The organism is Nonomuraea sp. NPDC049421 (assembly GCF_040677005.1).
Taxonomy (GTDB): domain Bacteria; phylum Actinomycetota; class Actinomycetes; order Streptosporangiales; family Streptosporangiaceae; genus Nonomuraea; species Nonomuraea salmonea.
Map to the genome: position 1 here is coordinate 118,510 of NZ_JBFAQA010000011.1, position 12,445 is coordinate 130,954.

At 70.9% G+C, this 12,445-nt stretch carries 11 protein-coding genes; 5 read left to right on the forward strand and 6 right to left on the reverse strand.

Features of this window, described 5'->3' with window-relative positions; translation table 11 throughout:
* Positions 1–35 precede the first annotated feature (35 nt).
* From AB0K18_RS20355 to AB0K18_RS20375, 5 genes are read right to left on the reverse strand one after another with little or no spacing between them, the layout of a single operon-like run.
* A complete protein-coding gene (locus AB0K18_RS20355; protein ID WP_364916158.1) occupies positions 36–1,106 on the reverse strand; it encodes a VWA domain-containing protein in 1,071 nt (356 codons plus the stop codon).
* Between the two features lie 36 nt (positions 1,107–1,142).
* The gene (locus tag AB0K18_RS20360) at positions 1,143–2,093 is read right to left on the reverse strand and encodes a VWA domain-containing protein (protein ID WP_364916161.1); all 951 of its coding nucleotides are present in this window, start codon (positions 2,091–2,093) and stop codon (positions 1,143–1,145) included.
* A gap of 31 nt (positions 2,094–2,124) precedes the next feature.
* On the reverse strand, positions 2,125–3,081 hold the full coding sequence (locus tag AB0K18_RS20365) for a DUF58 domain-containing protein (RefSeq protein ID WP_364916164.1): 957 nt from the start codon (positions 3,079–3,081) through the stop codon (positions 2,125–2,127).
* Positions 3,082–3,087: 6 nt separating this feature from the next.
* Entirely contained in the window at positions 3,088–4,092 is a 1,005-nt protein-coding gene (locus AB0K18_RS20370; RefSeq protein WP_364916167.1) for a MoxR family ATPase, read from the reverse strand.
* Positions 4,089–4,922 (reverse strand): trypsin-like peptidase domain-containing protein, encoded by an 834-nt coding sequence (locus AB0K18_RS20375; RefSeq protein WP_364916169.1) that lies wholly within the window; start codon positions 4,920–4,922, stop codon positions 4,089–4,091. Before AB0K18_RS20375 ends, AB0K18_RS20370 begins: the two co-directional genes overlap by 4 nt.
* A 137-nt stretch (positions 4,923–5,059) precedes the next feature.
* Between AB0K18_RS20375 and AB0K18_RS20380 the strand changes: the two genes are divergently transcribed.
* On the forward strand, positions 5,060–5,950 hold the full coding sequence (locus AB0K18_RS20380; RefSeq protein ID WP_364916171.1) for a YegS/Rv2252/BmrU family lipid kinase: 891 nt from the start codon (positions 5,060–5,062) through the stop codon (positions 5,948–5,950).
* A 17-nt stretch (positions 5,951–5,967) separates the two neighbouring features.
* Entirely contained in the window at positions 5,968–6,963 is a 996-nt protein-coding gene (locus AB0K18_RS20385) for a MerR family transcriptional regulator (RefSeq protein WP_364916173.1), read from the forward strand.
* Here AB0K18_RS20385 and AB0K18_RS20390 read toward each other — a convergent pair.
* Complete coding sequence (locus tag AB0K18_RS20390) at positions 6,960–8,294, reverse strand: ATP-binding protein (RefSeq protein WP_364916176.1); 1,335 nt, start codon at positions 8,292–8,294, stop codon at positions 6,960–6,962. The genes AB0K18_RS20385 and AB0K18_RS20390 overlap by 4 nt on opposite strands.
* Before the next feature lie 80 nt (positions 8,295–8,374).
* Here AB0K18_RS20390 and AB0K18_RS20395 point away from each other — a divergent pair, with 80 nt between their 5' ends.
* The 3 genes from AB0K18_RS20395 (at position 8,375) to AB0K18_RS20405 (ending at position 12,442) form a co-directional block, all read left to right on the forward strand.
* A complete protein-coding gene (locus AB0K18_RS20395) occupies positions 8,375–8,809 on the forward strand; it encodes a DNA-binding protein (RefSeq protein WP_364916179.1) in 435 nt (144 codons plus the stop codon).
* Between the two features lie 69 nt (positions 8,810–8,878).
* Positions 8,879–11,305 (forward strand): protein kinase, encoded by a 2,427-nt coding sequence (locus tag AB0K18_RS20400; protein ID WP_364916182.1) that lies wholly within the window; start codon positions 8,879–8,881, stop codon positions 11,303–11,305.
* Between the two features lie 75 nt (positions 11,306–11,380).
* Complete coding sequence (locus tag AB0K18_RS20405; protein WP_364916184.1) at positions 11,381–12,442, forward strand: glycoside hydrolase family 19 protein; 1,062 nt, start codon at positions 11,381–11,383, stop codon at positions 12,440–12,442.
* Positions 12,443–12,445: the final 3 nt, after the last annotated feature.

Genomic DNA, 12,445 nt, shown 5'->3' on the forward strand with positions numbered 1-12,445 from the left:
GCCGCTCTGGGACGCTTCCGCCACAGACGGCGGGACTAGCGGGCCGACCCGGCGCTTCCCCTGGGGCGGTTCCACCACAGCGAGAGCGCCAGGGCGGCGCCGATGAGCAGCGCGCCGCCCGCGGCGAAGCCGGCGGCCGTGTCCACCTTCTCGCGGACGACGGTGAACGCGCCGGGCAGCGAGTCGAGGGCGGTCTCCAGCTCGTCGGCGTTCTCGGCGCGGTGGTACGAGCCCCCGGTGGTCTCGGCGATCTGCTTGAGCGCGGGCTCGTCGATCATGCGGACGTTGCGTCCCCGGTCGAAGCCGCCCCTGCCCCAGCCGCCCCAGGAGCCGAAGCCACGGCCGTCGAACTGCGAGTTCTCGCACACCATGGGCGACGGCGTGGTGGTGCCGAAGCCGATCGGGAAGACCCGGACGTGCCGCAGGGCCGCCTCCTGGGCGGCGGTCTGCGGGTCGACGCCCTGGGTGTTGGCGCCGTCGGTGAGCACGACGATCGCGGCGGCGGCGTAACCCGCGTCACCTGCGTCGCCGGCGGGCGGGGTCGCGCCGGTGGGGGCCACGGACGGGTCCACCTCGGCGATCGCGTCGATCGAGGTCAGCATGGCCTGGCCGATGGCGGTGCCGCGGGCGGTGGTGAGGTCGTCCATCGCCTTGATCAGCGCGTCGGTGTCGTCGGTGGGCGGCACGAGCAGGCCCGCGGTGCCGGCGAACGTCACCAGCCCGATGCGCGGCCCGCCGCGCTGCGACTCGATGAACTCGGCGGCGGCCTTCTGGGCGGCGGTCATGCGGTTGGGTTCCACGTCCGTCGAGCACATGGACATGGAGGTGTCGAGGGCCAGCAGGATCGTCGCCGACCGCTGCGCCACCGGCACCTCCGCCTGCGGCCTCGCGGCCCCGACCGCGAGCAGGGCCAGGCCCGCGACGAACAGGGCCGGCGGGATCTTCCTGATCCACCGCGTACGCCCCGGCACGGCGGTGCGGACCAGCGCGATCGACGTCACGCGTACGGCGGCCCGCCTCCGGCGGCGCAGCGCCCACCAGCGCACGGCGAAGATGAGCGGGATGACCAGCGCGAACAGCAGGGCCCACGGCCACGAGAACGTCACTCAGACCACCTGCCAGGACGTCCGGTTCATGAGCATTCAGATCACCCGTCCAGAGCGGAGCACGGTGAGCGCCGCTCCCGCGGTGAGCAGCGCGAGGGCGAGCCAGATCAGCCCGCCGGCGAGGGGCAGCGGCTCGTCGGAGACCGTGAGCCGAAGGTCGATGGTGTCGGCGATGCCGTCGAGCCGGGCGGCGTCGGAGGCGGGGTGGTAGTCGCCGCCGGTCGTCTGCGCGATCTTGGTCAGCGTCTCCTCGTCCAGCGAGGTCTGCAGGTTGTAGCCGTCCACCTTGACCGTCGCGCCCGCCGTGGTGCCGACGCCGACCGTGTGCACCTGGACGCCGGCCGTCTGCGCCACCTCGGCGGCCTTGTCGAGGCCCTGGCCCTGGTTCTGGCCGTCGGAGAACAGCACGATCGTCGCCGACGGCCAGTAACCGATGTCCGGTACGTTCCCGTCCTTGTCGATCGTCACCTGCTTGCCGCTGATCGCCGTCAGCGAGACCGCGATGGCCGCGCCCAGCGAGGTGCCGCCGGCGACCTTCAGCCGGTCGATGGCCTTGAGCGCCTTGGCGTGGTCGGCGTCGGGGCGCGCCGTCGTGAGCGCGCCCCGTTCGAACGCGACGACGCCGATGTCCACGCTGTCCGGCTGGGCCGCCACGAACGCGCGGGCCGCCCGTTGCGCCGCCGCCAGCCTGGTGGGGGCCACGTCGTCGGCGCCCATGCTGTTGGAGACGTCGATGGCCAGCATGACCGTCCCCGCCGTGCGCGGCACCGGCACCATGGCCGTCGGCCCCGCGGTGGCGATCGCGAGCACCGCGACGCCGGCGATCGTCAGCCCGGCGCCGAACGACGTACGCCTGCCCCCGGCCACGGCGACCCCGGCGGCGGCGAGCGCCGCTTTGCGGCGGCGCCCCGACACGACGACCGCCCAGCCGAGCGCCACCGTCACCAGCAACCCGACGACCAGCAGCAACGGCGAGGACAGCGTCATGACACCTCCTCCACCGGTGCCGCGGGGCCGGTCACGAGCGCCGGTCCCTGGTTTTGGCGACGACCTCGACGAGGGTCTCGGCCAGGTCGCGTTCGGTCTCCACGCGGTGCACGGGGACGCCCGCGCGGCGCATGCCCGCGGTGAGGCCGGCGTCGCGGGTCGCCACGGCCTCGCGGAAGCGGACGCGGAGCAGCGGGTCGGCGGAGTCCACGACGAGTTGCTCGCCGGTCTCGGCGTCCTCGACCACGATCAGGCCGGCCTCAGGGAGCACGTCGTCGGCGGTGTCCACAATGCGCAGGGCGACCACCTCGTGGCGGCGGGCCAGGCGCTGGAGTGAGCGTTCCCAGTCGCCTTCGCCGATGAAGTCGGACAGGACGAGGATGAGGGCGCGGCGCCGGGCCAGCCGTCCGGCCGCGTCCAGCATCTCGGCCAGGTCGGTGGTCGCGCCGCCGCGCCGCCCGTCGTCACGACCCGAGCGCCGGCCCCACCTCCAGCCCGAGCCCCGCTCCGAAGTGCGGCCGGAGGCGCGTTCTGCGGTGCGGTCCAGTTCGGCGGCGATGCGGAGGGCGTGCCTGCGGGACGTGCCCGGTGGTACGACGCGCAGCATCCCCGTGTCGTACAACAGCGCCCCCACCCGGTTCCCGCCCCGCCCGAACAGCCGGGCGAGGACCAGCGCCAGCTCGGCGAGCACGTCGTGCTTGGCCCGCCCTGGCCGGCCCGCCGCCATCGAGGCCGACCGGTCGAGCACGAGCCACACGGTCAGCTCGCGGTCCTCGGTGAACACCCGCAGGTGCGGCTCGTCCAGCCGCGCGGTCACGTTCCAGTCGATGTGGCGGGCGTCGTCGCCCTCCATGTACGCCCGCAGCCCCGTGAAGTCGATCCCGGAGCCCCGGTACGTGGTGCGGTGTGCCCCCTGGAGCCGGCCGTCGAGCCTGCGGACGACCTTCCACTCCAGGCGGAGCAGGAGTTTCTCTGGGGCGGTTGCCATGGCGGGTCAGCGGTTCTGCAGGACGACGTCGGGCGCGCGGACGGCTCCGAGCACTCTGGTGACGATCGTGTCGGGGTCGATGTCGTCGGCGAGCGCCTCGTACGACAGGACGAGGCGGTGCCGCAGCACGTCGAGGGCGAGTTCGGCCAGGTCGTGCGGCAGGACGTAGTCCCGTCCGCGCAGGAACGCCAGCGCCCTGGCCCCGGTGACGAGCGCGATGGAGGCCCGGGGGCTGGCGCCGTGGGTGACGTACCGCTCCAGCTCGCCCAGCCCGGCCGTCGCCGGGGAGCGGGTGGCGGTGACCAAGCGGACCGCGTAGTCGACGATCGCCGGGTCGACGTACACCTGGCGGGCGCGTTCCCGCATGGCCATGAGGTCGCCGGTGGTCAGCATCGGCTGCGGCGGCTCGGGCGGGCGCAGCGCCCGCGCGACGATCGCCTGCTCCTCGGCCTGGGCCGGGTAGTCGACGATCACCTTCATCATGAACCGGTCGACCTGCGCCTCGGGCAGCGGGTACGTGCCCTCCGACTCGATCGGGTTCTCCGTCGCCATGACCAGGAACGGCTCAGGCACCCGGAACGTCTCGCGCCCGATCGTCACCTGGTGCTCCTGCATCACCTCCAGCAGGGCGCTCTGCACCTTGGCCGGGGCGCGGTTGATCTCGTCGGCCAGCAGCAGGTTCGCGAACACGGGGCCGAGCTCGGTCTTGAACTCGCCGGAATGCTGGTGGTAGACGCGGGTGCCGACGAGGTCGGCGGGCACCAGGTCGGGGGTGAACTGCACGCGCTGGAAGCTGCCGTCGATGGCGGCGGCGAGCGAGCGTACGGCGAGGGTCTTGGCCAGGCCAGGCACGCCCTCGACCAGCAGGTGGCCGTCGGCGATCAGCGCCACGGCCATGCGTTCGAGCAGCACGTCCTGTCCGACGATCGTACGTTTGACCTCGAACAGCACCTGTTCGAGCGGGTGGGTCCGGCCCGGCTCCATCGGGGTCATGGGGTCCCTTCGCGTCATATCTGCAGTCCTTGGCCTGGCGGGCCGTCGCCGTCGTCGCCGCCGAGTGCCGCGCCGATCGGCACCGCGAACGCGATCCCGGCGAACGCCTCGTCGCCTCCCGGGTCGGCGATCGAGACGACGATGCCGATCACCAGGCCGCGCGCGTCTAGGAGGGGGCCGCCGGAGCTGCCCGGGTTGACGGAGGCGTCGAACTGGATGAGCCCGTTCAGGTCGCCGTCGTCGGAGGTGCGGTCGGCGGTCCTGTTCAGGCCGGAGACGACGCCGCTGGAGACGCTGTACGTCAGGCCGAGCGGGTTGCCGACCGCGATCACGGGCGCGCCGACGGTCACGCCCCCGCCGAGCGTGGCGGGGACGAGGATCTCGGGCAGCTTCGCGGGCTTGAGCGTGGCGACGTCGCGCTTCGGGTTCTCCGACGTGACGGCCGCCTTGGCCTTGGTGCCGTCCGCGAAGCGGAGTGTGACCTCTTTCGCGCCCTTGATGACGTGGTGCGCGGTCAGGATCGTGCCATCGTCGGCCGCGATCACTCCCGTACCGAATGACTTGCCCGCCTGGACGACCACCACCGACGGGCCGACGCGTTCGAAGACGTCGGACACGGTCAGGGTGGCGCTGGGTGAGGGTGTCGGGCTGGGGCTCGGCGCGGCCTGCTCGGCGCCGCTCGTGACGCTGCCCAGCGCGTACGCCAGGACCGCGACGACCAGCAGCGCCGCACCTGCGGCGACGATCCACCGGACGCGTTTCCCGGCCCCGGCCCCCTGGGCTGCCTCATCCGCCTGCGCCCCGTTGACGTCGGTGGCCGCACGGTCTGCCTGCGGCACACGCTCCATCGCCCCATAGTCATAAATCTCAGGCGAAAGTGCTACAAACTTCGCCTGAGAACTTCATGAGAACCACCTCCGGGTTTGGTGGCTTCCGTAGGGGTAGGCGTCGGCCCCGTAGAGGACGCGCGGCGAGGGAGGGCTCCATGCGCCGGTTGCTGGCGATCGTGAACGCGGCGGCGGGCGGCGCCGGCGACGACGTGGTCGCGGACATCATGACCGTGCTGCACGAGCACGCCGACACCGCGGAGGTCCGCCTCGACGACCCCGGCGCGCTGGCCAAGGCCCTGGACGAGCACCCCGACCGGGACCCGGTCGTGCTCGGCGGCGACGGCACGCTGCACACTCTGGTCGCCACCCTGTCAGAGCGGGACGAGCTGGCCACCAGGACCGTCGGCCTGATCCCGCTGGGCACCGGCAACGACCTGGCACGCGGGCTCGGCGTACCGCTCGACCCGGTGGAGGCCGCACGGGCGGCGGCGTCGGGCCGTCCCCGGCCGCTCGACCTGCTGCGCGACGACGAAGGCGGCATCGTGGTCAACGCCGTGCACATCGGCGTGGGCGTCGAGGCGGCCCGCACCGCCACGCCGCTCAAGCCGGTGCTGCGCCGCTTCGCGTACGCGGTGGGGAGCCTGGTGGCGGGCGCGCGTACCAAGGGGATGCCGCTCAAGGTGGAGGTGGACGGCCGGGTGGTCGCGGACGGCCGGCGCCGGGTCCTCATGGTCGGCGTCGGCAACGGCACCTCGATCGGCGGCGGCACGCCCCTCACACCCGACGCCCGCCCCTCCGACGGGCTCGCGGACGTGGTCGTCTCGTTCGCCACCGGCCCGCTGCAACGGCTCATGTACGGGGTGCTGCTCAAGCTCGGCCGGCACACCGACCGCCCGGAGGTGGTCACCGTACGCGGGACGCGCGTCCACGTGTCGGGCCCCGACCTGCACGTCAACGCCGACGGCGAGCTGACCGGCCCGCACGCCGCCCGTACCTGGACCGTCGAGCCCCACGCCTGGCGGATGGTTGCGCCTCAAGCAGCTTGAGGTCCCATAGTGGCGGCATGGACGAGCTCTACTCGATCGGGGACGCCGCCCGCCGCACCGGCCTGAGCGTCAGCGCGATCCGCTTCTACGCCGACGCCTGCATCGTCGCCCCCACCCGCCTGACCGAGTCCGGCACCCGCCTGTACGACCTGCGCGCCATCGCCCGCCTCGACCTCGTCCGCACCCTGCGCGACCTGGACACCGGCCTGGACGACATCCGCCGCCTCCTGGCCGGCGAGACCACCCTGCACGACCTGTTCGTCCTGCACCTGGAGCTGGTCGAACGCCAGGAACGCACGTTGCGCGCCCGCCGCGCGGTGCTCCGCACACTGGTCGGCCAGGGCGGCACCATCGAGCAGGCGGCCCTCATGCAGCGGCTCATCTCCATGTCCGACGAGGAGCGCGAACGCCTGATCGACGACTTCTGGACGGAGGTCAGCGCGGGCCTGGACGCCTCTCCCATCTTCGTCGACAGCCTCCGCGCCATCCGCCCCCACTTGCCCGACGACCCCACCGCCACCCAGTTGGAAGCCTGGATCGAACTGGGCGACCTGGTAGGAGACCCGGACTTCCGCCAAGCAGTCCGCGCGTACCTACAGGACGCCTACCACACCCCATCAGGCCGCCAGATGACCACCACCCCCGTACAGGAGTTCATCCACATCACGGGCACCGAGATCATGGCGGACCTGCTGGCCGCCCACCGCGAGGGCCTCCCACCGGACGCCCCCAGAGTGAGAGCCGCCGCCACCCGCCTCGCAGCGGCCACCGCCGGCCTGACCGGCAAACAACCGGACACCACCTTCAAGGCCGACCTGGCCGCGAAGTTCCGCCTGATCGAAGAGATCGAACGCGAGCCCATGGACGAGGACCCGGCCTTCGACTCCACCCACGGCAGATACCTGTCACTGGTCGCCACCATCAACGCCACCCCACCCGACCCCCCGCTCCCCTTCACCTGGCTCGCCGCCGCCCTCCTCGCCACCACGGATCGCTCCTCGCCGGGTCATTAGTGACCGCCGATCATGAGACGTGCGACGTCGACGAACTCCTCGTGGCTGACGATCGGCGTCGCGCCGTAACGGCCGGAGAGGTACTGCTTCCCGATGACCTCCTCCCGATGTGGCGACAGGTCCGACAGGGGGTAGAGGCGGCTCCGGCCGTCCGCGAGCTTCTCGGTGAACCAGATCTGGTCCCGCCCCAGAGCGCCCTGGCGCGCCGTATCGCCCATGAGCGACGGGGCATGAGAGCTGAAGATGAGCTGGGCATCGCGGGGATTGGCCCCGGGGTCCTGAAAGAGACCGATGATCCGCTCGGCGAGGATGGGATGCAGGCTCGACCCCAGGTCGTCGACCAGCAACACCGCCCCCAGCTCGAGAGCCTCGAAGACCGGCCCCACCATGCCCAGCCAGACGAGAGTGCCCAGAGATTCCTCCGACACGTCGAAGTCGGCGTCGCCCCGCACCCCGCGGTGCGTGAGCGTCAAACCCAGCTCGTCGAGGTCGATCTGCGGGAAACCGCCGCCGCCGTCCCTGTAGCCGCCCCAGATGAGCATGGCGCGGTTGACCCGTCCGAGCACTTCGGGGTCGAGCGGCCGGGTCCTGACGTCCGCGATGCCGAGATCCCCGGCGCGAAGCAGCGCCAGAACCTGTTCGCGGGTCAGCTCCTCGCGAAGCAGTTGCGCGGTATACGTCCACCGGGCCTGCCTGCTCGACGCATCCACAAGCTTCAGGTTCCGTCCGAACCAGTTGTGCAGCGGCAGCAGATCCGGGTGCCCGCCGGCGGCCGCGGCCGACAGGAACAGGGCGTCCGGCCTGACGACGCGCTCGATCGCCTGCCCGATCTCCCGCTTGCCCGCGGGGATGTCCACCTGCTTGCCGTGCTTGCGCTCGAAGAGCAGCGCCGCGCGGCCGTGCGGATATCGGTACGCCCATTCATGGAGCACGCGCCGGCCGTCCAGGATGACGCCGTACTCGTGACGCACGCCGTTGAGCACGAGATCGACCTCGTAGCGGGTCGGCTGCTCGGCCGCCTCGGGGTCGAGCCGGAAGCCGTGACGCCGAATGCCTTCGGAGCGGAACGAGAACAGCACGAGGTTCCGCAGATCATGGAGCGCCTTGAGCAGGTTGGTCTTACCTGACGCATTGGCACCGAACACACCCGCCGCAGGAAGGACCCGCAGCGGCCGACCGTCTTTCCGGTGCCATGGGACGTCCCTCGCTACGCCCTCCTCGGCCTGCGCCGTCGCCTCCAGCGAGAAGTCAACCTCGTCGTGGAACGAGTAGATGTTCTCCGCCCGGAACGCCAGAAGCATCGAGGGCCGCCCCGCTTCGCCGTCCACCATGAGAGCGATCCTCGCACATTGAACAACCTGTTTAAAACAGCATGTTGACAATCGGTCGTTGGCTGCGCCACCGTGGTTCCATGCAGAACTCCCACCAACCCGACCCCTTCACCGCGCCGCACCCCGAGCAGGCGCGGGCCGAGCGGGTCCACGCGTCCCTCTTCCGGATCGCCGAGCGGCATGCCGCCACCGACGAGCAGCGGCTCCGGCAGGTTCATCTGTCGATGCTCGGGCCTCATGAGGCCGTCAGGCTGGTGACGTTCCTGCTCAGTGGGGCCGCCTCTTTCGACGACGGGGAGCCGTCCGTGGATCAGGCGGACATCACCGCCGCGTTGAGTCTTGTTCCGATGGTGCGGAGTGAGATGGACGCGCTGGAGGCCGGGCTGCTGGAGATGGCGCGGGGGCGGGGGATGACCTGGCAGGAGATCGCGTTCGGGCTGGGGCTCGGCACCGCCCAGGCCGCCCGGCAGCGATACGAGCGCCTCGCGGATCGGACGGCGACCGAAGAGGAGTAGTGCCGGCACCGACGAAGAGCCCGCGCGAGCACCTGCGGCGTCGCGGTCGGGCCGCTAGGATCGCGCTCGATGCCCGGGGCGCGGAGATCGGAGCCGAAGCTGAAGCTGCCGCTGAAGACGTCCTACAGGTACGTCCACGAGCCGCTCACGACCCGCGAGGAAGCCGTGCCGCTGCTCGGCAACGGGCAGCTCATCGAGGAGTTGGTGCAACGGCTGCGCCACTCGCGGGGCGGGACGTTCCTCATCACCGGGTTCAGGGGAGTCGGCAAGAGCACCGTCATCGCCAGGGCGCTGGAGAGCATCGGATCGGCGGGCGACGAGGTGGTGGTGCCGATCACCATCAACGTGGCCCGCCCGATGACCCCCGACCAGCTGCTCTTCGCGATCGTCCGCAGGCTGTACGAGACGTTGCAGGACCGGCGGGTGCTCAAGCGGCTCGATGACAGGACGCGGCGGGCGCTGATGCTGGCGCACATCCGTACGTCTCTGGGGCTGAAGCAGACGCGGTCCGATGCCTCCGAGAAGAGCGCCGCGCTGAACATCGGCATGGGGCCGGTCGCGGCCAAGCTCACCGGGCCGGCGGGATGGCTGGCGCCGAGCACGGGGCTGACGGCGAAGCGGACCCGGTCGCTGGCCATGGAGGCGTCGTACCTGACCTACTCCGACAGCGACGCCGAGCACGACATCGGGCGCATCATCGACCTGCTCTCCCGTCCGGAGAGAAGGAAATGGTGGCGGCGACGCGGGCCGCGCGTGCATCTCATCGTCGTGCTGGACGAGGTCGACAAGCTGACGTCGGAGCCGTCCGGGCTGGAGGAGGTCGAGAAGCTGCTCGGCCACCTCAAGAACACGCTGACGATGCGCGGCGCGCACTTCCTGCTGGCGGCCGGGCCCGATCTGCACGACCACGCCGTCACGGACGCGAGCAGGGGCAACAGCGTCTACGAGAGCATCTTCGCCTGGCAACGGTACGTACCGTGCAGCTGGGACGCGCCCGACCTGCTGGTACGAGGCGTACTGGCCGACGAGGCGCCGCCCTCGGAGGTCGGGGAGGTGATCCGGTACCTGCGGTTCAAGGCGCGCGGCATCCCGCGGCGGCTGCTGCAGGAGTTCGGCGAGTTCGTCCACTGGGACGACGATCGCCCGTTCCTCGTGGTCGGCGAGCACGACAGAAAGCGCATCGCCTTCTACGCCGAGGTCGAGGAACTGCTGGACGCCTACTTCGGGCAGGGCAGATCGGACCGGCTCTTCCAGGTGGAGATCGACGACGACCGGTGGCGGATGGCCGGCTACTTCGTCATGGACTGGATCCTGCGCAGGCAGGGTGACGCATTCACCGCCGCGGACATCGCCGGGCCGAAGGAGAAGCCCGAACTGGATCCGCTGCTGCGGCCGGCCGAGCCCGATGTGGAGCGGCTGCTGCGCCACCTGACCGCACAGGGCTTCCTGACCGTGGTGCATGATCCGAGGCTGCCGGACGTGACGGTCATCGTGGACGAGGAACCGGACGGCGGTCCGGTGGCGTACAAGCTGGCGAGTTCCGTACGGGAGCGGCTGCTCGACATCGCGTGGGCGAACGCGAACGAGCGGGCGGCGCTGGACGTCTCACTGCGACTGTCCATGGCCCGGGGCCGCGACACGACCACCGGCCCCGGCTCCGTACTTGCTCGTGGACTGGAATCCGTGCTGCGCGTCATCGCCGACCGTTACGAGCTGGTCGAGGTGATCGCTTACGGCGGCATGAGCACGGTGTACCGGGCGCGCGACGTCGTGGCGAGACGCGAGGTGGCGGTGAAGATCCCTCGGCCGGAGGACGGCACGGACATGCTGCTCCGTTTCCGGCGGGAGGTGGACATCGTCACGAAGCTTCGGCATCCGCGGATCGTACGAACGCTGGAGGCGACCGCCGACGAGGACGGCACCCCGCTGATCGTCATGGAGCTGGTGCCGGGGATGACGCTGAAGGAGATGGTGGTCGAGTCCGGGCCGTTGAGCCCCACGGCCGTGGTGCGGCTCGGGGAGCAGGTCACCGAGGCGCTGGAGTATCTGGAGGTTCAAGGGGTCAGCCGCATCGACCTGAAGCCGGACAACATCATGATGACGCCGGAACGCGGCGCCATCCTGATCGACTTCGGCATCGCGAAACGGACGGACCTGCTGGAGGTCACCCTCGCCGATTCGAGCGTGGGCACTCCGGCCTATATGGCACCCGAGAGCTTCGAACACGGCAAAGCCGACATCAGGACCGACCTGTACGCGCTCGGCGTCGTCCTCTACTTCGCCCTGACCGGGGACACGCCCTACGGGAACGCGGCGAGCGTCAACCAGATCGTGAACGCCATCCTGCGGGGACATGTGGACGCGGCGCCCCTCGCGCACGTGCCGGACCTGCGCGACGTCATCATGATGGCCCTGGCATCAGACCCCGATGACCGGTTCCAGCATCCGGCGGACATGCGGGCCGCGCTCCGGACGCTCCAGCTTCAGGAGCTCTGACTTTGGGCCTTGCGTGGGGGCAGGTTCTCCGTTAATCCTTAGGAAACTTTCCTAAGAGATTGAGGGAGTGGTCACGTGCGTAGACTCCTGGCCCACCTGGCGGCGTTATGCCTGGCCGCGGGCGTGCTCGCCGTGCTCGTGCCGAGTGCGGCGAACGCCGCCGCCTGCGCCGGCGCCTGGAGCTCCTCCGCGGTCTACACCGGCGGGGCGACGGCGTCGTACAACGGGCGCAACTGGAGGGCCCAGTGGTGGACCCAGGGCGAGACGCCTGGCAGCGCCGCCGTCTGGGCCGATCAGGGCACCTGCACAGGCGGCAGCGGCGGCGGGACGTCCTGCAGCTACCCGAACTGGGTGGCGGGACAGTGGTACGCCGTGGGCAGCATCGTCCGCTACACCGACGGCAACCACTACATCGCCGTCCACGAGAACCCCGGCTACGACCCGGTGATCAGCCACTGGTACTGGGATCCGTACACCTGCAACGGCGGCGGCCCCACCGACCCGCCGCCTGACCCGTCCGGGTTCGTGGTGAGCCAGGCGCAGTTCGAGCAGATGTTCCCGGGCCGGAACTCCTTCTACACCTACAGCGGCCTCGTCACGGCCCTGAGCGCGTACCCCGCCTTCGCCAAGACCGGCAGCGACACCGTCCGTAAGCAGGAGGCGGCGGCCTTCCTCGCGAACGTCGGCCACGAGACCGGCGGCCTCGTCCACATCGTGGAGCAGAACACCGCGAACTACTCCCACTACTGCGACCCCGGCCAGTCGTTCGGCTGCCCGGCCGGCCAGTCCGCCTACTACGGCCGCGGCCCCATGCAGCTGAGCTGGAACTACAACTACAAGGCCGCCGGCGACGCGCTCGGCCTGCCGCTGCTCACCAACCCGTGGCTGGTGCAGCAGGACGCGTCCGTCGCCTGGAAGACGGCCATCTGGTACTGGATGACCCAGAACGGCCCCGGCACCATGACCGCGCACAACGCGATCGTCAACGGCCGCGGGTTCGGCGAGACCATCCGCAGCATCAACGGCCGCGTGGAGTGCAACGGCGGCAACCCGGCGCAGGTCCAGAGCCGGATCAACGCCTACCAGCGCTTCACCCAGATCCTCGGCGTCTCGCCGGGCGGCAACCTTTCCTGCTGAGCC

Coding starts and splice junctions, on each gene's coding strand:
- AB0K18_RS20360 (WP_364916161.1), bottom strand. CDS start 2,093: ATGACGCTGTCCTCGCCGTTGCTGCTGGTCGTCGGGTTGCTGGTGACG.
- AB0K18_RS20365 (WP_364916164.1), bottom strand. CDS start 3,081: ATGGCAACCGCCCCAGAGAAACTCCTGCTCCGCCTGGAGTGGAAGGTC.
- AB0K18_RS20370 (WP_364916167.1), bottom strand. CDS start 4,092: ATGACGCGAAGGGACCCCATGACCCCGATGGAGCCGGGCCGGACCCAC.
- AB0K18_RS20375 (WP_364916169.1), bottom strand. CDS start 4,922: ATGGAGCGTGTGCCGCAGGCAGACCGTGCGGCCACCGACGTCAACGGG.
- AB0K18_RS20380 (WP_364916171.1), top strand. CDS start 5,060: ATGCGCCGGTTGCTGGCGATCGTGAACGCGGCGGCGGGCGGCGCCGGC.
- AB0K18_RS20385 (WP_364916173.1), top strand. CDS start 5,968: ATGGACGAGCTCTACTCGATCGGGGACGCCGCCCGCCGCACCGGCCTG.
- AB0K18_RS20390 (WP_364916176.1), bottom strand. CDS start 8,294: ATGGTGGACGGCGAAGCGGGGCGGCCCTCGATGCTTCTGGCGTTCCGG.
- AB0K18_RS20395 (WP_364916179.1), top strand. CDS start 8,375: ATGCAGAACTCCCACCAACCCGACCCCTTCACCGCGCCGCACCCCGAG.
- AB0K18_RS20400 (WP_364916182.1), top strand. CDS start 8,879: ATGCCCGGGGCGCGGAGATCGGAGCCGAAGCTGAAGCTGCCGCTGAAG.